21 protein-coding genes are annotated in these 24,530 nt (G+C 33.9%); 13 read left to right on the top strand and 8 right to left on the bottom strand.

Annotated elements, in window-relative coordinates; genetic code table 11:
- Positions 1–109: 109 nt before the first annotated feature.
- The 8 genes from Q0822_RS00540 (at position 110) to Q0822_RS00505 (ending at position 11,655) form a co-directional block, all read left to right on the top strand.
- Entirely contained in the window at positions 110–2,377 is a 2,268-nt protein-coding gene (locus tag Q0822_RS00540; protein WP_299118859.1) for an alginate lyase family protein, read from the top strand.
- Between the two features lie 20 nt (positions 2,378–2,397).
- Positions 2,398–2,775, top strand: a complete 378-nt coding sequence (locus tag Q0822_RS00535) for a cupin domain-containing protein (RefSeq protein WP_299118856.1) — start codon at positions 2,398–2,400, stop codon at positions 2,773–2,775.
- Positions 2,776–3,076: 301 nt separating this feature from the next.
- The gene (locus tag Q0822_RS00530; RefSeq protein ID WP_299118851.1) at positions 3,077–6,160 is read left to right on the top strand and encodes a TonB-dependent receptor; all 3,084 of its coding nucleotides are present in this window, start codon (positions 3,077–3,079) and stop codon (positions 6,158–6,160) included.
- Between the two features lie 18 nt (positions 6,161–6,178).
- A complete protein-coding gene (locus Q0822_RS00525; protein WP_299118849.1) occupies positions 6,179–7,612 on the top strand; it encodes a RagB/SusD family nutrient uptake outer membrane protein in 1,434 nt (477 codons plus the stop codon).
- A gap of 36 nt (positions 7,613–7,648) precedes the next feature.
- Positions 7,649–8,632, top strand: a complete 984-nt coding sequence (locus tag Q0822_RS00520; RefSeq protein ID WP_299118848.1) for a PKD domain-containing protein — start codon at positions 7,649–7,651, stop codon at positions 8,630–8,632.
- Positions 8,633–8,795: 163 nt separating this feature from the next.
- The gene (locus Q0822_RS00515) at positions 8,796–9,509 is read left to right on the top strand and encodes a FadR/GntR family transcriptional regulator (protein WP_299118846.1); all 714 of its coding nucleotides are present in this window, start codon (positions 8,796–8,798) and stop codon (positions 9,507–9,509) included.
- 10 nt (positions 9,510–9,519) lie between these two features.
- On the top strand, positions 9,520–10,836 hold the full coding sequence (locus Q0822_RS00510) for an MFS transporter (protein WP_299118843.1): 1,317 nt from the start codon (positions 9,520–9,522) through the stop codon (positions 10,834–10,836).
- A gap of 54 nt (positions 10,837–10,890) precedes the next feature.
- On the top strand, positions 10,891–11,655 hold the full coding sequence (locus Q0822_RS00505; RefSeq protein ID WP_299118840.1) for an SDR family NAD(P)-dependent oxidoreductase: 765 nt from the start codon (positions 10,891–10,893) through the stop codon (positions 11,653–11,655).
- Positions 11,656–11,754: 99 nt separating this feature from the next.
- Here the strand turns inward: Q0822_RS00505 and Q0822_RS00500 are convergent, their stop codons facing one another.
- Positions 11,755–12,771, bottom strand: a complete 1,017-nt coding sequence (locus tag Q0822_RS00500; RefSeq protein WP_299118828.1) for a LacI family DNA-binding transcriptional regulator — start codon at positions 12,769–12,771, stop codon at positions 11,755–11,757.
- Positions 12,772–12,923: 152 nt separating this feature from the next.
- Between Q0822_RS00500 and Q0822_RS00495 the strand changes: the two genes are divergently transcribed.
- The 5 genes from Q0822_RS00495 (at position 12,924) to Q0822_RS00475 (ending at position 17,650) form a co-directional block, all read left to right on the top strand.
- Positions 12,924–13,970, top strand: a complete 1,047-nt coding sequence (locus Q0822_RS00495; protein WP_299118822.1) for a sugar kinase — start codon at positions 12,924–12,926, stop codon at positions 13,968–13,970.
- A 3-nt stretch (positions 13,971–13,973) separates the two neighbouring features.
- On the top strand, positions 13,974–14,642 hold the full coding sequence (locus tag Q0822_RS00490) for a bifunctional 4-hydroxy-2-oxoglutarate aldolase/2-dehydro-3-deoxy-phosphogluconate aldolase (protein WP_299118820.1): 669 nt from the start codon (positions 13,974–13,976) through the stop codon (positions 14,640–14,642).
- A 3-nt stretch (positions 14,643–14,645) separates the two neighbouring features.
- Positions 14,646–15,161: a LacI family DNA-binding transcriptional regulator gene (locus Q0822_RS00485; protein WP_299118819.1), complete on the top strand. Its 516-nt coding sequence runs from the start codon at positions 14,646–14,648 to the stop codon at positions 15,159–15,161.
- A 103-nt stretch (positions 15,162–15,264) separates the two neighbouring features.
- Positions 15,265–16,668 (top strand): glucuronate isomerase, encoded by a 1,404-nt coding sequence (gene uxaC / locus Q0822_RS00480; RefSeq protein ID WP_299118817.1) that lies wholly within the window; start codon positions 15,265–15,267, stop codon positions 16,666–16,668.
- A 10-nt stretch (positions 16,669–16,678) separates the two neighbouring features.
- On the top strand, positions 16,679–17,650 hold the full coding sequence (locus tag Q0822_RS00475; protein WP_299118815.1) for a Gfo/Idh/MocA family oxidoreductase: 972 nt from the start codon (positions 16,679–16,681) through the stop codon (positions 17,648–17,650).
- 4 nt (positions 17,651–17,654) lie between these two features.
- On the opposite strand, the gene Q0822_RS00470 is transcribed toward Q0822_RS00475, so the two are convergent.
- From Q0822_RS00470 to kduI, 7 genes are all read right to left on the bottom strand, one after another.
- Positions 17,655–18,716, bottom strand: coding sequence for a heparin lyase I family protein (locus tag Q0822_RS00470; protein WP_299118813.1), 1,062 nt, complete (start codon positions 18,714–18,716; stop codon positions 17,655–17,657).
- A 183-nt stretch (positions 18,717–18,899) separates the two neighbouring features.
- On the bottom strand, positions 18,900–20,204 hold the full coding sequence (locus Q0822_RS00465) for a TRAP transporter large permease (protein ID WP_299118812.1): 1,305 nt from the start codon (positions 20,202–20,204) through the stop codon (positions 18,900–18,902).
- 2 nt (positions 20,205–20,206) lie between these two features.
- Entirely contained in the window at positions 20,207–20,698 is a 492-nt protein-coding gene (locus Q0822_RS00460; protein WP_299118809.1) for a TRAP transporter small permease, read from the bottom strand.
- The gene (locus Q0822_RS00455) at positions 20,698–21,633 is read right to left on the bottom strand and encodes a TRAP transporter substrate-binding protein (protein WP_299118807.1); all 936 of its coding nucleotides are present in this window, start codon (positions 21,631–21,633) and stop codon (positions 20,698–20,700) included. Before Q0822_RS00455 ends, Q0822_RS00460 begins: the two co-directional genes overlap by 1 nt.
- A gap of 55 nt (positions 21,634–21,688) precedes the next feature.
- Positions 21,689–22,846 (bottom strand): DUF4861 family protein, encoded by a 1,158-nt coding sequence (locus tag Q0822_RS00450; protein WP_299118804.1) that lies wholly within the window; start codon positions 22,844–22,846, stop codon positions 21,689–21,691.
- A gap of 1 nt (position 22,847) precedes the next feature.
- Positions 22,848–23,642 carry a gluconate 5-dehydrogenase gene (locus Q0822_RS00445; protein WP_299118802.1) on the bottom strand — a complete coding sequence of 265 codons (795 nt, stop codon included), beginning with the start codon at positions 23,640–23,642 and terminating at the stop codon, positions 22,848–22,850.
- 1 nt (position 23,643) lies between these two features.
- On the bottom strand, positions 23,644–24,483 hold the full coding sequence (gene kduI / locus Q0822_RS00440; RefSeq protein WP_299118799.1) for a 5-dehydro-4-deoxy-D-glucuronate isomerase: 840 nt from the start codon (positions 24,481–24,483) through the stop codon (positions 23,644–23,646).
- Between the last annotated feature and the right edge of the window lie 47 nt (positions 24,484–24,530).

Genomic DNA, 24,530 nt, shown 5'->3' with positions numbered 1-24,530 from the left:
TGGTAAACCAGATTGGTAAACCAATTTTAAAGATACATTTATTGCTAAATCTGATTAGATTTAGATATTGCTTAAAATCATATTTTTAATATAATTAATTCAAAAGAGTTTGAAGAATAAAATTTCAATCATAACACTATTAACTGTTTTATTTATTGTCTTTTCATGTAAAAATGAAAGCGATACTAATTCTAATAATACGTCACAAACAACAACAGAAGAGCATCCGAAATTAATTTTAACAGCTCAAGGAGTAAAGGATATTAGAGCACAATTAGGTAGTATTCCAATTTTTGATAATACGTTACAAAAAGTAAAGGAAGAAATTGATGCTGAAATTGCGTCAGGAATTGAAGTTCCAATTCCAAAAGATTATTCAGGCGGTTATACACATTCAAGACACAAACAAAATTGGTTCGCGTTACAAAAAGCAGGTGTTTTATATCAAATATTGGATGACGAGAAATATGCTAAGTACGTAAAAGACATGCTGATGCAATATGAAGCACTTTACAAAACCTTACCGCTACACCCAAAAACAAGATCGTATGCAAGAGGTAAGTTATTTTGGCAATGTTTAAACGATTCCAATTGGTTGGTATATGTAAGTCAGGCTTATGATTGTGTCTATAATTATTTAACAGCAGAAGAACGCAACAAATTAGAAACTAATCTCTTTAGGCCATTTGCAGATCATATTTCGGTAGATAGTCCTCAGTTTTACCAACGCGTTCACAATCATAGTACTTGGGGAAATGCTGCCGTAGGTATGATTGGTTTGGTAATGGATGACGAAGAATTAGTTAATCGTGCATTATATGGTATTAAAGATTTACAGTTAGATACCAAGGCTAAAGATGATGATGGCGGATTATTAAATAAGGATGGAAAAGCTGGTTTTTTGGCGAATATAGAAGAACCTTTTTCACCAGACGGATATTATAACGAAGGACCTTATTACCAACGTTATGCAGGATATCCTTTCTTGATTTTTGCTGAAGGGTTACATAATGTAAAACCAGATTTAAAGATTTTTGAATATAAAAATGGTGTGCTTTTAAAATCTATAAATGCACTTTTAAATTTATCTGATGCTGATGGTGATTTCTTTCCACTTAATGATGGTCAAAAAGGGATGTCGTATTACAATAGTGCCTTGGTAACTGCTGTTGATATTTCTTATCATTATGGAGATCAAGCTCCTGGTTTATTAAGCATTGCAGAAAAGCAAAACGAAGTCTTATTAGACGATTCTGGTTTGGCTGTAGCGCTTGGAATAAAAAATGGAAAAACTCAGCCATTTACCAGAAAATCTATAAACTTGTCTGATGGACCAGACGGTAAGCAAGGTGGAGTTGGTATTTTGCGAAATGAAGATTTAGAGCTTGTGTTTAAATATGCTGCTCAAGGATCTAGTCATGGGCATTATGACAAGCTATCCTATTCGTTATATGAAAATGGAGAAGAAATCATTCAGGATTATGGATTAGCAAGATTTGTAAATATTGAACAAAAAGGTGGCGGAAATTACCTTAAAGAAAACAAAACCTGGGCAAAACAAACCATTGCTCATAATACAGTTACTCAAAATGAAATCTCTCATTTTAATGGAAAGTATGAAGTTGGGAGTCAACATCATTCAGACTTACATTACTTTGCAGCAGAAGACGAAGGCATAAAAATAGTAAGTGCAAAAGAGAGCAATGCATATCCAGGAACAGAAATGCTGCGTACTATGGTAATTATCAAAGACGAAGATTTTGAAAAGCCATATTTGTTAGATATTATGAAGATAACTTCAGAGAAAACTAATCAATATGACTTTCCTTACTATTATTTTGGTCAAGTATTGCAAACTAATTTTGATTACAAAATATCACAAATCTTAAAACCCTTAGGAAGCAAAAATGGGTATCAACATCTGTTTGTTGAAGGTTCTGGAAAAGCCAAAGAAGACAACACGAAGTTCTCTTGGATGAACAACTATAAGTTTTATACCTTAACAACCGCAACTAAAAGTAATGACGAATTAATGTTCACTAGAATAGGAGCTAACGACCCTGAATTTAATTTAAGAAGAGATCCAGCATTACTATTAAGACGAAAAAATGCGAAGAATACAATTTTTGTTTCAACCATTGAATCACATGGAAGTTATAGTCCGGTTTCAGAATCAGCACAAAATTCAAAAAGTAGTATTACAACATTAAAAGTGGTTTTAGATACTGATGACTATACTGCAATATCAATAACTAATGTAAATGGCAATACAAAACTATTTATAACAGTAAACAAAAATGCTTCAAAAGAAGCTTCACACAATTTAAAAATTAATGATAAGAATTATGAATGGTCAGGTTCTTATTATTTTAAATAAAAACAAATAAATTAAAAATTATGAAACGATTTAGTGAAAAGTATATCATCACAAAAGATATGGATTGGGAAGTACTTGGTGGAGGAGTATCAAGAAAATTTTTAGGTTACGATAACCAAATTATGATGGTAAGAGTGAAATTTGAGAAAGGAGCATTAGGTGCTCCACATCAACATTTTCATACACAAGCTACCTATTGTGTTTCAGGTAAATTTGAATTCGAAATTGATGGAGAAAAGAAAATTGTAGAAGCAGGTGATGGAGTATATATCGAACCTAATTTATTGCATAGTGCAGTTTGCTTAGAAGAAGGCGAGTTAATTGATACGTTTAGTCCTGTTAGAGAAGATTTCTTGAGCGGTGGTGAGGTATCTTATTTTGGAGATAAACAGTCATGAGAAAGTTTAGCTAGCCTATACCTAAAGATTTTATAGAATAGTACGACACTAATATGTAAAATGAATATTTGCTATTTAACTTAAACATTTATTTTTTTAACATATTAAACTCTAAAACGCTTGAAATTAACAAAATTTTAATTATATTTGGTTGACCAATCTGGTCAACCAATTTTTTTTATTCAATTCTAGGTATAAAATAGTCCGTAAATAACAATAATATTAGGATTGCTATTTTATTTACTAGAAATTGCTTTATAGGTTATTAACCTAAAAACTAAATTCAATCTAATTAATTATTATGAAGTTAAAAATTAAATCGACCTTAGTCTTATTTCTTTTAATATGCTTTTCACTAAGCGCTCAAGAAGCTAAGACTATTAAAGGGCAAGTAGTTTCTAAAGCTGACGGTTTGCCTGTTCCAGGTGTGAACATTCTTCTAGTAGGTACTACTACAGGAACCAGTACAGATTTTGATGGAAATTATCAAATTCAAGCTAAACAAGGTGATATTTTACAATTCTCTTATTTAGGATTTGGTACACAGGTGATTACTGTAGGAGACAATACTACAATTAACGTTACACTCGTTGAAGATGCTAATGCTTTAGATGAGATTGTTGTTGTTGGTTACGGTACACAAAAAAGAAAGAATCTTACAGGTGCAATTTCTAAGGTTAAAAATGAGAATCTAGATAAAATAGCTGTTGCCAGAATAGACGACGCACTTGTTGGTCAGATCTCTGGTGTTAACATTCAGGCAACTGAAGGTGAAGCTGGTTCAGCACCTACTATCAGAATTAGAGGTACAGGTTCTATTACTAGTGAGGCAGGACCTTTAATTGTTGTTGATGGTATTGCTGTTGATTCAGATTTCTTAGGGAATTTAGATATGAATGATGTTGAATCTTTTGACGTACTAAAAGATGCATCTTCTGGTGCTATTTATGGTGCACGTGGTGGTAATGGTGTTATCCTTATTACAACCAAAAATGGTAAAGAAGGAAAGACAAAATTTACCTATAATACGTTTACTGGTTTTAAAGAAGGCCTGCAAAATGAAGATATGTATTTTTCAGTTAGAGATTGGGCAGATCGAGAATTGGCAGCTACAGGTGCATTATCAGATAAAACTCAGTATAAGTTATTGATTGGTGTAGATGAAAGCTGGCAAGATATCATTATTGATGGTGGTACAATAGAAAGCCATTCTTTTGCAGCAAGAGGCGGAAGTCAGAGGACTAAATTTAGTGCATCTTTAAATTATTTGCACGATGAAGGTGTTTTACTTACTGATGATTTTAAACGTTACAGTATGAGGTTAAAAGTAGACTCAAAGGTTGGTGATGATATTAGAGTTGGGGCCAATATATCTCCATCTTATTCTGGTAGACGAAGATTTGATGGATCTACTCACGATATATTAAGACAACCACCATGGTTACCTTTATACCATGATGCTAATACAATTAGATTTGTAGATAGAAATGTATATCCAGATGTAGAAATCGGCGATTATGCTGTTCAAAGACATTTTGATAATTATGATCTTTTTGGCGATGGTGGTGAAACAGATATTAGTACTACAAGTAATACCAACCCAGGGGCTAAAGTATTAGAGCGCGATAGAAATGATTATAAGTTTAAATTATTTGGAAGTTTTTATGGCGAATACAAAATTACTGATGGCTTAAAATTTAAAACCACACTAGGTGGAGACTATTCGCATACAAGAAGAGATAGATGGCAAGGTGTGGAAGCAAGTCGTAATGGCGTCGCAGCTACCCAATTAGATATTTCAAACTTCAAAAGAGTACACATAGTTTCTGATAATGTGTTTACATATAACAAAGTATTCGGAAATCATGATTTAAATGTTGTTGCAGGTTTTTCAGCAGAAAAGTGGGATTACGAAGTAGAAGCAGCGACTGGTATAGGTTATACCTCTGATTTGGTTCAAACTTTAAGTGCTGCGAATACGATTTCTGAGGCAACTTCAGAAGAGTATAAAGAAAGATTATTATCTTATTTTGGACGTGTTAACTATGCTTATGATGATAAATATTTATTATCTCTAAGCGCAAGACGAGATGGGTATTCAGCCTTTGGTAAAGATTCTAAATGGGGGTTTTTCCCGGCAGCATCTGCAGGTTGGATAATGACAAATGAAGAGTTTCTGGATGATAGCAAAGTCTTAAACTTTCTTAAGTTGAGGTTTAGTTATGGTGTTACTGGTAATAATGATTTCGATATCGGTTCAGGTGATTTTAGAAACCAAATTAACAGTTACCCTTATTTATCTTTAATTGGTGCATCTTCAGCAGTTTTTAACAATTCTATTGTCAATGGTTTTAATCCTTTGAATATTGCTAATAGTGAATTAGGTTGGGAGAAATCAGTAGAGTTTAATCCAGCTATTGATTTTGGGTTATTTAATAACAGAATTTCAGGATCTGTAGATTATTATAGACGTACAAGTGAAGATTTACTATTAGATGTTCCTGTTTCAGTTACAACTGGTTTTCCAAATGCTTTGGCAAATAGAGGTAAAGTAGAAAACAGGGGATGGGAATTTGAACTAAGAACAAAAAATATAGCAAAACCTAACTTTCAGTGGAACACTACATTTATAGCTGCGAGAAATGAAAATGAGTTACTAGATTTTGCTGAGTCAAATGGTTTAATAACAAATGTAGATACAAAACGTGCTGCAGAATGGATCAATTTGGTTGGTAATCCGATTTCGTCTTTTTATGGATGGGTCGTAGATAGAGATATACCTGCAGAATACATTGCCAGACCTTGGGAACGTATTGGACAAACCAACAGAGAGGTTTTCGTAAAAGATCTCAATGGAGATGGTGTCATTGATGATGACGATAAAACTATCCTTGGTAATCCATATCCAGATTTAGTTTGGAGTATCACTAATGAGTTTAAAATTGGTAATTTTGATATGAGCTTCTTATTTCAAGGAAGTCATGGAGCAGAAATTAGAAATATTGGCGATCAATATATATTCCGTCACTTCGGTTCTTCTTCTGTTGCAGATGGAGATGCTGCAGTAGCTGATGGATTAATTGGAAATACTGGGTTCATTAAAGAAAAAATATTTACAGACGACATCATAAAAGATGCTTCTTATATATCATTGCGTACAGTAAGTTTAGGATTTAATTTCCCAGAAAGTCTGCTTTCAGATTTATTTATAACAAACGCGAGAGTTTATGTTACAGGACAGAATTTAATCTACATTTGGGCAGATGACTATACAGGTTTAAATCCAGAATCTATTAATGATACAAGTCCTATAAATTATGGATATCAGCGTGTAGGATCACCGATTAATCAAACTATATCGTTAGGACTTAACGTTAATTTTTAACAAGAAAAAACAGGAATTATGAAAAATATAAAGTATATAAAATTTCTTTTCTTATTCACAATCTTTTTTACATGTGAAGATTTTTTAGAACCAGCACCAACATCGGTAGTAAGTAGTGCAGATTTCTTTACCAATGAGGATCAACTTCTTGCTGCAATCGCTAATATGTATGATGGTTTACAAGGGGCTAATGATACTAGTTCTAACTCAAACCATGCAACACAGATAGAATTCTACGTTACTGAGATGCGTAGTGATAATACAAGATCTAAAAGTGGAGAAGGTGAAGCAGCACAGTTTGATGATTTTAATGTACAGCCAACAAACGGTTTGGTAGCAGATCATTACAGAAGTTTCTTTAATGTTATTTTTAGAGCAAATACAGTATTGGCTAATCTAGGTGTCGCGTCTGATGAAAACAGACCTAAATTTGAAGCGGAGGCTAAATTTATTCGTGCTTATGTTTACTTCAACCTTGTAAGGTTATATGGAGATTTACCTCTTGTGGATAGAGTTATTGGTATAGATGATACTGACATATCTTATACAAGAAGACCAACTGCTGATATTTATGACCTAATTGTTAGCGATCTTTTAGCTGGTGTTGAAAACTTAGATAATAGCAATGGTAGAAACAGAGCTTCAAAAGCAGCAGCGCAAGCCTTATTAGCTAAAGTTTATTTGACACGAGGGCAAAACTATTTGGATGCACAAAACCTTTTAGAAGATGTTATGAATAGCGGTTATATGTTAGAACCTAATTACGAAGATGTATTTTTTAATGAAGATAACAGCGAAGTAATATTTGCAATAGGTTATCAATCTGGACAAGCTGCTGATAGTCAAAATTTTTCTGCAGAATGGCTTAACGGAGTAGGCAGAACAGTGGGTGTAAATTACGTTACAGATGATGCAAAAGCTGTAATGCTAGAAAGTGAAAGTGCTGGAGATATAAGAACTGGAGTGTCTATGCGTGAAGACTTAATACAACCAACTCAAACACAGGTAACTAAATATTTGCCAGACGGTGATCCAGGTGGAGCAGATGGTAAAACATTTACATTTGATGCTAGACTGGCTGGTAACGACTGGATAGTGCTTAGATACTCAGACGTATTATTAATGCATGTGGAAGCTATAATGGCTGGTGGACAAGAGACAAATGCTGCTTCGGCATTAAGTTCTTTCCAAGCAGTTAGAGATAGAGCTGGCTTAACAGATGCAGTTACCAATATTACCAAAGATGAATTATTATTAGAAAGAAGAATAGAGCTTGCTTTTGAAAATCAAAGATTGTATGATTTAGTAAGATTTGGTAAAGCTATTGAAGTATTAGGAGCATTTGCCTTGGCTAATGGAACAAATTTTAGTTCTAATGATTTATTATTACCATTTCCTCAAAGCGAAATAGGTTTAAGTAATGGACTTTTAAATCAAAATCCAGGATACTAAAAATTCAAAGAAAAATTAATTTAATAAATAGAAATTATGAAAAACATAATTTATAAAATGATTGCAGTATTATTAATTTTCACAGTATCCTGTGATGATTTAGAAAAATACCAATTGCCAGAAGCAAATTCAATACCTGATGAAACACCGCCTGTTGCGAGTTTTTCAGCAATACAAGGTGAAGGCTTCGAATTTGAAGAGTGGACATTATATCAATTCACCAATGGATCAACTAGTGCTACAATGTACAGTTGGAATTTTGGGGATGGTAATACTTCTACAGACTTTGAGCCGACCAATATGTTTCCAGGTGAAGGTACATATACAGTTTCACTAACAGCTACTGATAATTTGGGCGTATCTAGTACTTCAACTCAAGAGGTTGTGGTCGTAGAACCAGAAGCTCCGGCAGTTCCAGACCCAGTAATTGTAAATGGTGAGTTCGTAAAGTTACCTAAATCGTCAGGTTCTGATTGTGCATGTTCAGGTTGGATCAATAGAGATCTAGGTGAACAAGGTGAGTCAAGTACAGCTAGCGGTCTTGATGTTGTAAAGTTTGATAATAATGAACCAGATCATATTTACCAAGAATTTGAAGTTGTACCAAATGCTGATTATCTTGTTGAAACTTCAATAAGACATAGCACTACTGATGGTACTATGCCAAGTTCTCTTGAAATAAGAGTATTAGCAGGTAGTGGTTACGAAGCTGGGTATACTCCTGTATATTATACAGATACAGCTGTTATGCCACAAGGAAACTCTTCAACTGGTTATTGGGGATATAGATCTATTGCGCAAGTTGAGAACGCAGATAATAATCTTAAAATTCAGGTTTTGGATAATCCAGGTAATGATGACTATAATAACGTAGTATTTAGTTTCAATTCTGGGGCCAATGATAGTGTAGTATTATTTATGCGAGGTATAGGTGGGGATTCTTCAGGGAATTATGGTTATAATAGTGGTAATGAAGAAATACGATCTGCTTATGTAATTATTACAGCTGTAGAAAATTAAAATAGTTTATTTGAGTTAGTCGCTTATTGAATTCTACTGTTGATTAGTTGTATACGTAGAATTCTTTAAGCACTAATAGATAGTTCTCCTTTTATTAATATTTGACATTATTTATATAAGTTAATAGTGTTAAATTTGGTAAATAATTTGTAAAAGATAAGATATGAAGTTAGAGATTTTAGCAAAAATAGATGACATAGATTCGCAGCATACTATAATTTCAAAAATAAGAGATTTAATAAACTATAAAAACCTTGAACCAGGTGATAAATTGCCTTCAGAAAGAATGTTATCCGAAAAATTTGGTGTAACCAGAAGCAATGTCAGACAGGCAATTCAAAAATTAGAATTTTATGGATTATTAGATTCTATTCCCCAAAGCGGAACTTTTGTAGCTAATATTGGAGTTATTGCTATGAATGGAATGATTGACGATATTCTTAGTCTAGAAGATCCTGACTTTAAATCTTTGGTTGAGACTAGAATCTTGTTAGAACTTAAAACAGTTCGATTAGCATCGCTTAGAAGAACCGATGAAGATTTAAAAATAATAAAAGAAGCCCTTGACGCGTATACAAAAAAGGTATTGGCTGGTGAGGATGCAGTCCAAGAAGATTTATTATTTCATTTGGCTATAGCAAAAGCTAGTGGAAATAGTACAATGAATACTTTTATGCTTATAATTACTCCAGAGATCATTACTAATTTCGAAAAATATCATGTTTGCGATAATGACCTTGCACATAAAGGTATTGAAGAGCACAATGAAATATACAATGCCATAGAAAGCCAAAATCCAAAATTGGCTAAACAAAAAATGAAAGAACACTTTAGTGTGTTATATCAGTATTGTTATAATATTAAAAAATCATCTTAAATAAGTTTAAATGAAGGAAATAAGTAAAAAAGTTAATGGTTTGCGCTGGTGGGTAGTAGGTCTTGTGGCTTTAGCTGCAATTATCAATTACATAGACAGACAAGCTTTTGGAGCTTTGTGGCCCGATATTGCTAATGATTTATTTCCCGATATGGATAAAGATGGACATAAAGCCATTTATGGTACCATATCTACAGTATTTATATTGTCTTACGCTGGCGGTCAAGCACTTTTTGGTAAAATTTTCGATTGGATAGGAACCAGACTCGGTTTTGCATTATCTATTGGAGTATGGTCTATTGCAACAATGTTACATGCATTTGCGCAAGGACTGTTAAGTTTTTCAATCTTCAGGTCAATATTAGGGATTGCTGAAGCTGGTAACTGGCCTGGTGCTGCTAAAGCTAATGCAGAATGGTTTCCAACTACAGAGAGAGCATTAGCACAAGGAATATTTAATTCAGGAGCAGCTATTGGAGGTATAGTGGCATATCCCGTAATTGGGTTGTTATCGTATTATTTTGATTGGAAGGCGATCTTTATTGTAGTCGCTGTTCTTGGTTTTTTATGGTTAATACCTTGGTTCTATGTAGTAAAGAGTCCACCAAAAACGCACCCTTGGTTAACAGTTGATGAAAGAAAGTATATACTCTCCGGACAGAGAAATCAAGATATTAATGAAGATGGAACTTATGATGAAGGGTATACACCAACAACAGGAGAATTATTTAAACACAAAGAGAGTTGGGGAGTTGTTATAGCCTCTGCCGCAATAGATCCTATTTGGTGGCTATTTATAGTTTGGATTCCTCTCTACTTATCAGAAGTTTTTGGTATGGACGTTAAGCAAATTGCATTCTCGGCGTGGGTACCTTATGTTGGTGCAATGATTGGTGCTATATTTGGTGGTTTACTTGCTAAAAATAGAATAAAAGCGGGTTGGTCTGTTGATAAAACACGAAAAATGACGATTACTTTAGGTGTTGCGTTGATGATTCCATGCTTTTTCCTTTTAAAGGCACCAGGGACTGCTATTAATGCTGTAATTATTATGGCAGTTTTACTTTTTGGATTTCAAGTTGCAATCGGCAATATACAAACCTTACCAAGTGATCTCTTCAGCGGAAAAATAGTTGGTACATTGTCAGGCTTTGCTGGAATGGCCGCAAAACTAGGTGCTGCAGGACTTACTGCGTTAGTTACATTAATAACAACTGGCGGAAATTATACACCAGCTTTTATAATAGGCGGAGTTTTAGCAATAATTGCACTTTTAGCCGTTTGGTTTTTATGTCCAAAAATTGAACCGCTAAAACCTAAAGGGTAATTAAATTCGATTACAAATAAGATAAAACAAGAATAATTTTAAGAATTAAATCAAATGAGTGAAAACAAAAGAAAAGTAGCTATAGTTACAGGTGCTACAGGTGGTATAGGGTTTGAAGTTGCAAAACGATTAGGTCAAGATGGATACACAGTAGTCTTAAACGGTATAGAAGATGATAAAGGAGCTGATAGAGTAAAAGAGCTTTCTGAACATGGTATATCAGCTGAATATTACGGTTTTGATGTTACAAATGAAGAACAAGTAACTTCTAACATTAAGAAGATAGGTGACAAATACGGACGTATTGATGTACTAGTAAATAATGCTGGTGGATTAGGTGGAAGATCTAGGTTCGAAGAAATGACAACAGAATTTTACAGATTCGTAATGGCGCTTAATCTAGATTCAGTATTCTTTGCATCAAGAGCTGCTATACCTTATTTGAAAAAAGGAGAACACCCATCAATAATTAATTATACATCTAATGCAGGATGGACTGCTGGTGGACCTGGTGCTGGTATCTACGGAACATCTAAAGCTGGTGTACACGCCATAACTAGGGCCTTAGCAAAAGATTTGGCAGAATATGGTATTAGAGTTAATGCTGTATCACCTGGTACAATTGATACACCATTTCATGCTCAAATTAAGGCAACAAAACCAGAAGTATTTAAGTCATGGGCAAATAATATTATGTTAGGAAGATTAGGTCAACCTGAAGATGTAGCTGGTGTTATTTCGTTTTTAGCGAGCAAAGATGCGGCATTCATAACGGCAGAAACGATCCAAATAGGTGGTGGACAAGCGTTAGGAATATAAACATTTATAATATTAAGAATTAGCTTTAAGCTAAATTTTTGATTTTTAGCGAGAATAGTGGTTAAATGAAAATTTGACCACTTTTTTTATTGATTAGAATTAACTTGAAGAATCTCTAACTATCAATTGCGCTTCAAGAATAATTTTATTTAGGCTTTGTTTTAGTTCAGGTTGTGCAATGCGTTTCAAAAATGTCTCTGCTGCGAGACGACCAATATCTTTACTATGTTGAGCAATGCTAGTAATGGAAGGACTCACCAATGAGGTAAAAGGTTCATTACCAAAACCTACTAACTTTATTTCTTTAGGAACATTTATTTTACTTTCGTTTAAAACTTGTAAGGCTCCAAGCGCAGCATAATCACTGGCAACATATACAGCGTCTGGTTTATTATCTAAGCTAAGTAGTCTTTCCATTTCGCGTCTGCCATCTTCAAGGGTTAGCGAACTTTCAATAATAAGGCTATCATCAATTGGTAATTTGTTTTTCTTCAAAGCATCAACATAGCCTCTAATTCTATTATTAAAAATTCGAGTTCGTCTATAACCGCCAATGTGTGCAATACGTTTACAACCCTTTTCAACCAAATGTTCAACAATGATATGACTACTGTCATAATCATTAATGCCTACATAATCCACATTGAGATCATTTTCACCTCTATCGAAAAGTATTAGAGGAATACCTTTAGACTTTATTTTTTCATAATGAGACAAGTCAACAGTTTCATTTGCCATTGATGCTATTATACCATCTACTTGAGTATATAATAAAGTGTCTATATTTTTACATTCTTTGTCAAAAGACTCATTAGATTGGGTGATAATAATATTATAACCAGCTTTGTTTAAAACAGCTTCCATGTTCTCAATGACAGAAGAAAAGAAATTACTATTTGTTCTAGGTACAATAACGCCAACTAAATTACTTTTTCCTTTTCTTAAAGCACTTGCTAAATGGTTAGGTTGATAGTTTAGCTCTTTTGCGACACGTCTAACGGCTTCTTTTGTTTTTGTACTAATGCGAGAATCATCATGCATTGCTTTTGAAACAGCAGCAGGTGAAATATTCAGCACATTTGCAATGTCTTTTATGGTTATTCTTTTTTTATTCACTTAAGTTTTTATATATTTGCTTAATCGTTTAAGCAAATGTAATGTTTTAACTATAAGAATCAAAGCCAACATCGTTTTGATTTATTTTTATACTAATTGCTTAATCGATTAAGCAAACAACATTTTAATAACTAATAAAACCAATATTCAGAATGAAAAAAGTAGTCACTTTTGGAGAGATTATGCTAAGATTAGCACCTCCTGGATTTTTAAGATTCTCCCAAACAACGAGCTTTGATGTTGTATATGGTGGTGGAGAGTCTAACGTAGCTGTATCATTAGCCAATTATGGTGTGCCCGTGGACTTTGTTACACGTTTACCAAATAATGATATCGGACAATGTGCAATGATGGAAATGAGAAAAAGAGGTGTTGGCGTAGATAAGATTATTTATGGAGGTGAGCGTTTAGGAATTTATTTTTTAGAAACTGGTGCTGTAAGTAGAGGAAGTAAAGTCGTATATGATAGAGCGCATTCTGCAATTTCAGATATAAAGCCAGGTATGGTGGATTGGAAAGCTGTTTTTAAAGACGTAGCTTGGTTTCATTGGACAGGTATTACACCCGCAATTTCTCAAGGTGCGGCAGATGCATGTTTGGAAGCAGTAAAAGTTGCTAGCGAAATGGGAGTTACTATTTCTACTGATTTAAATTACAGAGCTAAACTCTGGACATTCTGTGATGAAAAGCATAGAGAAAAAATAATGACTGAATTAACGTCTTATTGTGATATTGTTTTAGGAAACGAAGAAGATGCAGAGAAGCATTTTGGTATTCATCCAGAAGGATTAGACGTGCACAAGCATGGACATGATGTTAAAGCTGAAGCTTTCTTATCGGTTTGCAAGCAAATGATGGAAAAGTTTCCAAGAGCTAAAAAAGTGATTACAACTTTAAGAGGTTCTATCTCAGCATCTCACAACACATGGGCCGGTGTACTATACGATGGTAACAAGATGTATGAAACACGTCAGTATCAAATTACCGACATTGTAGATAGAGTTGGCGGTGGAGATTCTTTTATGGGTGGATTAATCTATGGATTATTAAAATATCCAGAAGATGATCAGAATGCACTTGATTTTGCTGTAGCAGCATCATGTTTAAAACACACTATTAAAGGTGATGCCAACTTAGTGACTGTTTCAGAAGTAGAAAAATTAATGGGTGGTGATGCCTCAGGACGTGTAGCAAGATAGATTATGGCAAATTTTTCAAGAATAGAAGTCGCAAATGTTATGAAACAAACCGGAATGGTTCCATTGTTTTATAATTCAGATATAGAAATAAGTAAAAAAGTAATAAAAGCTACTTATGATGGTGGTGCACGTTTACTAGAATTTACTGCTAGGGGTGATTTTGCTCATGAAGTTTTTGGTGAGCTCAATAAATGGGTACTTAAAGAATTACCAGGAATGATTATGGGAGTTGGTTCAGTTACAGATGCAGCTTCAGCTTCTCGTTTTATGGCATTAGGTGCTAATTTTATCGTAACACCGGTTCTAAGAGAAGATATTGCCATAGTTTGTAATAGGCGTAAAGTAGCTTGGTCACCAGGTTGTGGTTCTTTAACAGAAATTTGCAGAGCTGAAGAGCTAGGATGTGAGGTTGTTAAATTATTCCCAGGTGGTATTTACGGTCCTGATTTTGTTAAGGCAATTAGAGGTCCTCAACCATGGACGAGCATTATGCCAACAGGTGGTGTATCTCCTACTAAAGAGAACTTAGAAGGTTGGTTTAAAGCTGGTGTAACTTGTGTTGGTATGGGTTCTAAACTAATCGCTAAAGGCGCAGATGGTAACTATGACTTAGCAAAAATTGAGTCTGACACAAAAAATGCATTGGCAATAATTAAAGATTTAAGAGCATAACCTTTGAAATCCTCTACAGTAACCATAAAAGAAATTTCATTTTTATCTGGATATTCTATATCTACGGTATCAAAGGCTTTAAACAATAAGCTAGAAATTAGCAAGGCTACTAGAGAAGCAATTAAAACTATAGCCAAACAGCATAATTATGTGCCAAATAATTATGCTGTTTCACTTAGAGCACAGAAAACAAAGTCTATTGCAATCATATTGCCAGAAGTTACTCAGATGTGTTATAGCCATGCATTATGTCATCTGCAAAAAACTGCTGAAAGTGTTGGATATCGAATTTTGTTTTATCAATCATTCAATTCCAATAAGAAGGAATTAAATTATATAAAAAGTTTAAGTGATGGGTCTACAGATGGAATAATAGTGATTTCAAAAAAGAAGAAACAGACCTATAATTATTCTAATCATCAAATTCCTATAGAAGTTGTAAATATTGAAAGGGGTCACTCTTTAGAAGAAATAGAAATGCTTTCTCTCAATAGTTTAAATAAACTATTACAAGAATAGTCTATGTAATAGACCACAAAAGCATTTTTTTAGACCTATTTATACTTTCAAAAAGCAAATTTTAATGTAGGAGTATCTATATTTACTATGTAAATTAGTGCCTATGAATACTTTTATCACAGAAGATTTTTTACTTCAAACAGATATTGCAAAATCGCTTTATCATAACTATGCTAAGCAGCTTCCAATTATAGATTATCATAATCACTTGTCACCAAAGGAAATTGCCGAAAATAGACAGTTCGAAAATATAACACAAGTCTGGCTAGCTGGCGATCATTACAAATGGAGAGCTATGAGAGCTTATGGTATTAACGAAAATTTTATAACTGGCGACGCCTCAGATAAAGATAAATTTTTAAAATGGGCGGAAGTTGTACCATTAACCATTCGAAATCCATTGTACCATTGGACACATTTAGAATTAAAGAATTATTTCGGAATTACAGAATTGTTATCTCCCGAAACAGCAGAAGCTATTTGGGATAAGACATCATTACTTTTGAAGCAAAAATCGTATTTTGCAAATGGGTTATTACAACTAATGAATGTTGAGTCTCTGTGCACTACAGATGACCCGATAGATAACTTAGAATATCATATTGTAATTGAGAAAGATAATTCTAGAGTAAAAACATTGCCAACTTTCAGACCAGATAAAGCTTTTGCAGTTGAAGATGTAAATGAATATAATGGTTATCTGGATAAACTAGAAAGCGCATCAGGCAAACAAATAAATAATTACAAAGACTTAATTGATGCTTTACAAACTAGAGTCGACTTCTTTCATAATGTTGGTGGACGATTAGCAGATCACGGTTTAGAGCAATTATATCATTATGAAAATGACACTTTCGATATTGAAATGCTTTTCAAAAAAGTAAAACATAACGAATCACTTTCAGTGGAAGAAGTTCAGTTTTTTAAAGCCGAAACTATGATTCATTTGGGGAAAATGTATCATGCTAAAGGTTGGACACAGCAATTACACTTAGGTGCCATTAGAAATAATAACAAACGACTTTTAAGTGATTTAGGACCAGATACAGGATTTGATTCTATTGGAGATTTTTCTCAGGCAAGAGGTTTAAGTGGTTTTTTAAACACTTTAGATAGTACCAATCAATTAGCAAAAACTATTGTATATAATTTGAATCCTTCAGATAATGAAGTCTTTGCTACAATGGTTGGAAACTTTAATGATGGTACAATTAGAGGAAAAGTGCAATTTGGTTCTGCTTGGTGGTTTTTAGATCAAAAAGATGGTATGGAAAAGCAAATAAATACACTTTCTAACCAAGGTTTGCTAAGTTGTTTTGTTGGTATGCTAACAGATTCTCGCAGTTTTTTATCGTTTCCAAGACACGAGTATTTTAGAAGAATTCTTTGTAATCTCATAGGTAATGATGTAGCAAATGGTGAGTTGCCAAATGACGAAAAACATCTAGGGAAAATAGTAAGTGATATCTGTTATTTTAACGCTAAGAATTACTTTAAATTTAAATAAGTACTAAAAAATGAAAGACGTAGTTTGGGGAATTATAGGCTGTGGAAATGTTACTGAGGTAAAAAGTGGTCCAGCATTTAATTTAGCTGAAAATTCGTCATTATTAGCCGTAATGCGAAGGGATAAAACGAAAGCTAAAGATTATGCAGAGCGCCATAATGTTCCAGAATATCATGATACTGCAGATTCTATAATTAACCACCCTGAGATTAATGCTGTTTACATTGCAACACCACCATCCACGCATTTACACTATGCACTTCAAGTCTTAGCTGTAAATAAAAATGTTTACATAGAAAAACCTATGACGCTTAATTCTGATGAAGCAATTTTACTTAGTGAAGCTCTAAAAAAAAGTACATCTAAGTTAACAGTAGCGCATTACAGACGAAGGTTACCAATGTTTTTAGAGGTGAAACGTATCATCGATGAGAATGCTCTTGGTGATATTAATTCGGTTGAAGTGAAAATGTTTCAATCTCGAAAAGCAGCTTTTATAGCAGATTCTGAATCGAATTGGCGCATAAATCCTGTTATTTCTGGTGGTGGTTATTTCAATGATTTGGCACCACATCAATTAGACTTATTGTTATATTGGTTTGGTGAGGTTAAAGATTTTTCAGGGAACTCTTCAGCAGAAGGTTCACAACCAAATGTCGCGACTAAGATTAGTGGGGTTTTAAATTTTGAAAATGGAATATCTTGTATAGGCAATTGGAATTTTATTGCTGATGAGACAGAGCAGAAAGACGAATGTTCTATTTCAGGAACAAAAGGGTCGATAAGATTTCCTTTTTTCGGAAATGAAATTGTTTTAGAATCTGATGGTAAAAAAGAGATCTTAAAGTATGAACATCCTAAGCATATTCAGCAACCTATAATTCAATCTACTGTAAATTATTTTTTAGAAAAAGGTGAAAATCCATGTCCTATTGAAGAAGGTATAAAAGGAATGCAAATTATAGATGCCTTTATCAAGTAAACTACTAAGTTGAGCATTTTAAAATTTTTACTGTTCTTTTATTTTTAGTAAATACAAGATAATAGTTGCCAGCGCTTAATGCTGACAAATCTAATTTATACTTTTTAAGTATTTTTTTTGTTGAGACTTTTTTACCAGTACCATCATAGAGTTCTATAGAATCGTAATCATCTGCTCTTGAGCTTTTGAAATTTACAGTGCGCTTTTTAGAATCAGGAACGAGTTGTTTTTTATCCGCTTTGCTTTCTAAGTATTCAAGGGTGAGTATCGGAATTTCATCAATGCTAAAACTGTTAAATAACACCATTTCATCTTTTATATCTTCTGGACGTTTTAAACTTCTATAAATTCCCCATTTTGGACGCATAAAATCTGAGCCATCTTGCCACATATCTATGCTATCATTTGAGTATTCAAATACATTAGACCCATTCGAAACCTTTTTAATTTCGATAGAATAACTTCCTTGATTTGAATAATGAATAACTTCGGTAACTTCTACCCAATGCCCTTTTAGTAAATCTAATTCTATAGTTCCTATTGTACTCTGATCATGCTCAGGTGCGTAACGTAGTTCTAATCGGTCTGGTGTCCCTTTTCTAGCAGTTAACGAAATAATAGGTCTTGATGAATATACACTGCCAACGGATTTTATTTGATGGAGGTGTGTAAAGTTTTTTGAAACTTTAAAATTACGTGGTAGTTTAAACTTCCATTTGTATTCAACAGTCTCGCCTTCTAATCCTTTAGTGTTTTCAGGCGATTTTCCGTAGGTTTTTATTTCAATACGCTGTCTGTCAAATTTTTTACAGCGATCATTATCTGGGGTTTTATGTGCAATAAACCGGAAAACATAAGTGTTTAATTCTTTATCAAAAACTTCATCGATATGACGCCCAAAACTACTGTGTGAACAATCTGGTACTTCTACAACATCATGTCCAGGTGCTAATACAGCATTAATATCTTCATAAGTATTTCCTGGTTCATTTGCGTTAAGTATTACTTGTGCAAATGATAATTGTACAGTAAAACATAATATTAATAAAATGTGTAAAGTTTTCATAGAGGCAAAATTAATATTGGTTAACCAGATTGGTTTACCAATATATAGTATATTTTTTAAATCTGAAAATAGTATTACCAAAACTATACCAAATCAAACAGTTTTGCCTTGCAAATTGTCAGTTCAAGAATACGGGTGTTGACTAATAAAACTATTCGATGTTACAATCCAAACTATTCGATGTTACAATCCAAACAATCTTGGTAAAAACATTGAAATTTCTGGAATAAAACTGATTAGCATTAATACAACTACCATAATTAACAAAAACGGCAACAATGGTTTTATAACCTGCGTGACCGAAACTTTTGCAACACCACTACCTACAAAGAGTAGTGTTCCTACGGGAGGTGTACAAATCCCAATACATAAATTCAGTACAATCACAATCCCAAAGTGTACAGGATCCATTCCTAAAGCGGTTACTACAGGTAGAAAAATTGGTGTAAAAATTAAAACAGCAGGAGTCATGTCCATAAATGTTCCAATAACCAATAGGATAAGATTAATTGCTAAAAAGATCGCGAATTTATTATTTAACGATTCTAATAGAAAGGTGCTTATCATTTCAGGAATGCCTTCAAACGAAAACAACCATGACATTGCCATAGATGTACAAATCAAAAACATAACAACAGCTGTGGTTTTAGCACTAGATAATAATACTCCTGAAAAATCTTTTACTTTCATATCACCATAAGCCAATGATAATACTGCTGCATATAAAACAGCGATTACTGAAGCTTCCGTAGCTGTAAAAATTCCTGCGACAATACCACCAACGACAATAACTAATAATAATAAACTAAAAAAAGCCTTTCTGAAAAATGTCCAAACTTCACGCAATGTCGCACGTTTACCTTTTGCATAACCTTTACTAATAGCTATAAAAGCCACATAACCCATAATAGCAAAACCTAATAGTATTCCAGGAAGATAACCTGCAATAAACAAAGCGGCTACAGAGGCTGTTCCTCCACTTGCTAAGGCATAAACAATTAAAATGTTACTCGGTGGAATTAATAAACCAGTAGTTGAAGCTGTAATATTTACGGACGCACTTAAGGTTCTTGGGTAACCTTCTTCTTCCATTCTATCCGTCATTATACTGCCAATTGCAGACGCGGCCGCAAGCGCAGAACCAGAAATGGCACCAAATAACATCGATGCTAAAATATTTACATAAGCTAATCCACCTGGAAGACTTGATACTAAAGATTTAGCGAAATTGATGAGTCGTGTGGCAATACCTCCGCGTTTCATAATATCACCTGCCAGAATAAAGAAGGGAATAGCCAACAATGCAAAACTATCAATACCTGTGGTCATTCGCTGGGCAATAGTTGTTAAACCAGGTAATTTATCAATATTTAGTAATAGACTTAATGTTGTTGCTATACCGATACTATAAGCTACAGGTACTTTGAGTAACAAGAGCGTAAAGAAACTCACAAACAAAACGATAATACTTATAACTTCTATGCTCATAATTAATTATTGTTTTTGTTGTTATAAATTTTTGAAATGTGATATATCGAAAAGCACATGATTAGAAAACCACTGAATGGCATAACAGCATATACATAGCCTAAAGGAATTCTTAACGTACCAGAAAGTTGTTCTAAATGTAAGGTTGTGTATACTAAATTTAATCCGCCAATAACCATGACGATAAGTGCAAATAGAAATATCAATACCTCAATAAGAATAGAAGCTTTTCTTTTATTAGACTCAGAGAATTTTTGATATAAAAAATCCATTGATAAATGTTCTTTTTTGCCACTGAGATAGGCAGCTCCTAAAATGGTCATCCAAATTAATGCGAATCGCGCAAATTCTTCGGTCCATGTAAAGGATGTACCTAAAAGATATCTTGAAAACACCTGGAACAAAACATCCAGAACTAAAAGCGCAAAAATCACGATCATAAACCATTCGAGAATTCGGCATACTTTATTAAAAATAAGATCAGATTTATTCATTATTCTTTATTTTTAATTTGATTTACAATGGGTTCCATTTCCGGAAATTCCTTAACAAATTCCTCAACAACAGATTTCGACTTTTCGGCAAACAAGGATTTTTCTGGAATGATTATTTCCACGCCAGCAGCTTTAGCGATTTTCATAGATTCGTCTACAGAATCACTCCAAAACTTCTTTTGAGCCTGAGCAGATTCGTCTGCAGCTTCTTGCACCCATATTTTTTCTTCCTCTGATAATTTATCCCAAAACTTTGTTCCAATTAAAAGAACATCTGGCACCGAAGAATGTTGGTCTAAGGTGTAATATTTACTAATTTCATAATGATTTGAAGACACAAATGATGGTGGATTATTTTCAGCGCCATCAACAACACCTTGTTGAATCGCTGTATATAATTCTCCATAGGCAAGAGGTGTTGCGGATCCTCCCATGGAATTCACCATATTTATAGCCATTTGATTGTTCATCACTCTAATTTTAAGACCTTCTAAATCTTGGGGTGTTCTAATAGCTTTATTACTAGTATAAAAACTTCTACTTCCGGCATCGTAATAACACAAGCCACGTAGCCAAAATTTAGAACCTTTTTCTAAAATCGATTTACCAATATCTCCTTCTAAAACATCAAACTGATGTTGTTTATCTCTAAATAAATACGGAATGCCTAAAAGGTGGTATTCTGGCACAAAATTAGACAAGGTTGCAGCACTTACTTTGGTGGCAGCTACAGAACCAATTTGCAATAGTTCTAAAACCTCGCGTTCTGATCCTAACTGCGCATCAGGAAATATCTTCACTTTTAACGTCCCATTAGATTTTTTTTCTAATGCCTTTTGAAATTCTACAATCCCTTTATGTACAGGATGTGTTTGAGGTAAAGTATGACCAAGGTACATTACCTTGGGACCAGTGTCATCTTTACATGAAGCCATACACATGAGAAGACTAAAAAGAAGCAAAATTGATTTTATAGAGCTGTGTTTCATACTATTTGGACGGTGTTATAACTTTTACTTCTAATGGATGATTTAGGCATTTTGAAAATCGGCTTAAATAATTATTCCAATCGTCTTTGGTTTCAAATTGTCCACTTTTTTTCCAACCGAAACCAGCATAATAATCGATGACTCCCGATACGTTAGATTGTACATACAAATTACTCTCGTCCTTTTTATCGGTAACATAGTTATCAAAACCAATGATACTTTGCGGATTAGCATGCACGACTCCTTGACCTAATTCTGAATCATCGAATGGTTCCCAATAGCTCATCCAACCTTCAGCTGTATTTGTTGTTACTTCACCATCATTTTTGTGAAGTGTTAAACCGACAGAAACTTTATCAGTTCCTTTTATATCAACAATATGTCGACTCAGGTTTTGACCATAATCGAGCATGATATGTTTTTTTTCTCTAATTTCCTTTTCATTGGCTGTCCAGTTTGCATATTCTAATATGAAACTCGTTCTAATTGGGCCATTGGTAATGGTCTTGTAATTAATAAAATTTTTAGAAACCGCATATGTAGAATCTGTTTTTACAGCTATACCTCCAACACCACGACTAACTCCAACATGGAAGTTGTCTAATCCTTCACCTGTATCTTTGTGGTAAGCCCCTTTTTCGATGGCATCTTTTGCATACCATTTGTTAATAATTGGGTACTCTACGCGTTTTAACCAAGCATCCATTCCACTTGTTAAGGTACCTCCTTTGACACCGTCTTCTTTCATTTGTTGAGCGACAGGACCGAAAGTTCTGAATGCGACTCTATTATTTTCCCAAGCGTAATCATCTGTTCGCTCTGGTACAAAACGCGAGTAGCACCTTATTAATGTGCTATCAGGTTGTTCTTCAGATTGAATTAGGTTTATTTTGAAAGTAGCTTCTGAGTTTGCCGAAATTTTTGGTTGAAAGAGTATCGCGTTATCTACAATTTGAGAAACAAGGACTTCATCGGTTTCAGAATTTATAACTTCTAAGGATTGCCCTTTAAGTTCAATATCAGTAATATCAACTTCAACAGTTTCAAAAGCTCTGTCTATATCTAATGTGTTTTTAACTGTTAAGGATAACACTTCTGAAGATGTCTTAGTACAAGCAAAACAACATAAAACTAAAACAAGAAAGATACTTTTTTTCATGTTACAATTCGTTTGAAGGTTTACCTATAGTAGCTAAAATACCACCATCCACATATAAAATATGACCGTTAACAAAGTCACTAGCTTTTGAACTTAAAAATATTGCTGCACCAGCTAAATCATTAGGGTCTCCCCATTTTGCAGCAGGAGTTCTATTGACAATAAAATCATTAAATGGATGACCATCAACTCTAATAGGAGCCGTTTGGGATGTGGCAAAATAACCAGGACCAATACCATTCACCTGAATGTTGAATCTTGCCCATTCTGTTGCCATATTTTTAGTCAACATTACCAAACCGCCTTTTGCCGCAGCATAAGCTCCAACAGTATTACGACCTAACTGACTCATCATAGAACAGATGTTAATAATTTTACCGGCTTTACGTTCCAACATGCCTTTTACAACATGTTTTGAAACAATAAATGGGCTTACCAAATCGATATCTAAGACTTGTTTAAAATCTTCAACTTCCATTTCAGCTAAAGGAGTACGCTTAATAATTCCTGCGTTATTAACCAGAATATCGATGTTTCCGACTTCAGTTTCAATCTTTTTTATAGCTTCAATAACGTCACTTTCTTTTGCAACATTAAATTTATAACCAACAGCATTGATACCTTCTTTTTTATATTCAGCAACAGCCTTATCGATTTTTTCTTGCGAGGAATTACCATTAACAACTATAGTTGCACCAGCTTTACCTAAGCCCATCGCCATCGCCATACCCAATCCGTGAGTGCTGCCAGTAACTAGTGCTACTTTTCCTTTTATATTAAATAGTTCTTGTGACATCTTATCTTAAATCTGTGATTTTTGCAACATCCATATCGTTGTAATCTAAATTCTCACCTGCCATTCCCCAAATAAAGGTATAGTTTGAAGTCCCAGAACCAGAGTGAATAGACCAAGGTGGTGAGATTACAGCTTGGTGATTATGCATCCAGATATGACGTGTTTCTTGTGGTTGTCCCATAAAATGACAAACGGCTTGCTCTTCTGGTACATCTAAATAGAAATAGATTTCCATTCTACGATCGTGCACGTGAGCTGGCATTGTGTTCCAAACACTACCAGTTTTTAATTCCGTCATTCCCATTTGCAATTGACACGTAGTAACAATGCCACCAATAATCATTTGACTAACCGTTCTATGATTGGCCGTTTCTAAACTACCTAATTCAATTTTATTAGCTTCTGCTAAACTGGTTTTTTTAGTTGGAAAGGTTTTATGTGCTGGTGCAGAATTCATATAGAATTTAGCAGGATTGCTAGCATCATCACTTTTAAAAGTTACATTTTTAGCACCTTTACCAATATATAAAGCATCTTTATGATTGATTTTAAACGTTTCACCATCTACTGAAATACTTCCATCACCACCAACATTGATAATTCCAAGTTCTCTACGCTCTAAAAAGTAATCTGCTTTAAGAGGATCTATGGTTTCTAGTTTTAAATCTGATGTGGGTACAGCACCACCAGCCATGTAACGATCGTAATGAGTGTAAACCCATTTTATCTTTCCATTTTGCATCAGGTCATTAATTAAGAATTCATCTCTTAATTGTTTTGTGTCGTATTGTTTTACTGCCTTTGGACTTGAGGCATATCTTGTTTCGAATGTTGTTGACATATTTTGTTATTTTATCTTTAATTGTTTTACAATAAACACCCCTAAAG

It is taken from the genome of uncultured Winogradskyella sp. (assembly GCF_947496485.1).
GTDB lineage: Bacteria > Bacteroidota > Bacteroidia > Flavobacteriales > Flavobacteriaceae > Winogradskyella.
The sequence above is the reverse complement of the archived record's forward strand: the minus strand, read 5'-3'. Positions and strand labels throughout refer to the sequence as shown.